General features: G+C 40.0%; 2 protein-coding genes. Both read left to right on the plus strand.

The window, feature by feature from the left end; genetic code table 11:
- The first annotated feature begins 425 nt into the window (after positions 1-425).
- Complete coding sequence (locus A3766_RS21360) at positions 426-608, plus strand: DUF6160 family protein (protein ID WP_068510164.1); 183 nt, start codon at positions 426-428, stop codon at positions 606-608.
- A 63-nt stretch (positions 609-671) separates the two neighbouring features.
- Positions 672-899: transposase (locus A3766_RS21365; RefSeq protein ID WP_068642949.1), on the plus strand; the 228-nt coding region annotated here is incomplete at its 3' end.

Consider the following 899-nt stretch of genomic DNA (forward strand, 5'->3'; position numbering starts at 1 on the left):
GACAGGGTAATGCTTTTTTAGGGCGAAAACGAGCTTTAAACGTGTTAGGTCACGATATAACTAATGCCTAAAAGTCAGCACCCAAGCTGGCCTATTAGAATAAATTGTCTGACTTGGGCCTAACCATTCTAAGCAAGACTTGGTCAGAAAAGTGCCAATTTAAGACACTGGCACTTGCTTAAACTTTGGCTGAATACTGCTGTTATTAAGCAGCTACCTGATATCTCAAACTGGTGATAAGAAGGCAAAATTCAATATGACCCCTATTATAGCAAACGCGCTGTGATTGAATTCACGACAAAGTCAAAATCAAAAGCATATACTAGTGAAAATTGATATCTGGTAAATATTCATGAATATACAACTAACACGTTTTCAGTTGGGCAGAACCTAAAGTATGCGAACCCAAAACTTAGGTAACTAATATGAAAGGCCTGAAGAAAATAGCATTAGCATCCGCAATCGCAGCAGTAGCAGCGGGCGCACAAGCAGAATTAAAAGCTCTTGATGATTCAACAATGGGTGAATTAACTGGTCAAGCTGGTTTAACTATCGATTTAGAAACTAAAGTATCTATCGGTCAGTTCATGTATAAAGATGCTGGTTGACGTGGTCTAATAGATATGACCAGTCCAGTTAAGACATAATACGTCCTAACTGGAGAAGGTAAATTGAATACACGAAAAAAATATTCCCAAGAATTTAAATTGGACGCGATTAGTCTGGTGCTTGATCAAGGCCACACTAGGACAGAGGCAGCCCGTAGCCTGGGTATTAGCGCACAGGTACTGGGGCGTTGGATAAAAGAATATCAAAACGATTCAGGCAATGCTTTCAGAGGCAATGGCAAGCTTACGTCAGAGCAAGAAGAAATTAGAAGACTTAAGGCGCAGGTTAAG

It is taken from the genome of Oleiphilus sp. HI0132 (genome assembly GCF_001635845.1).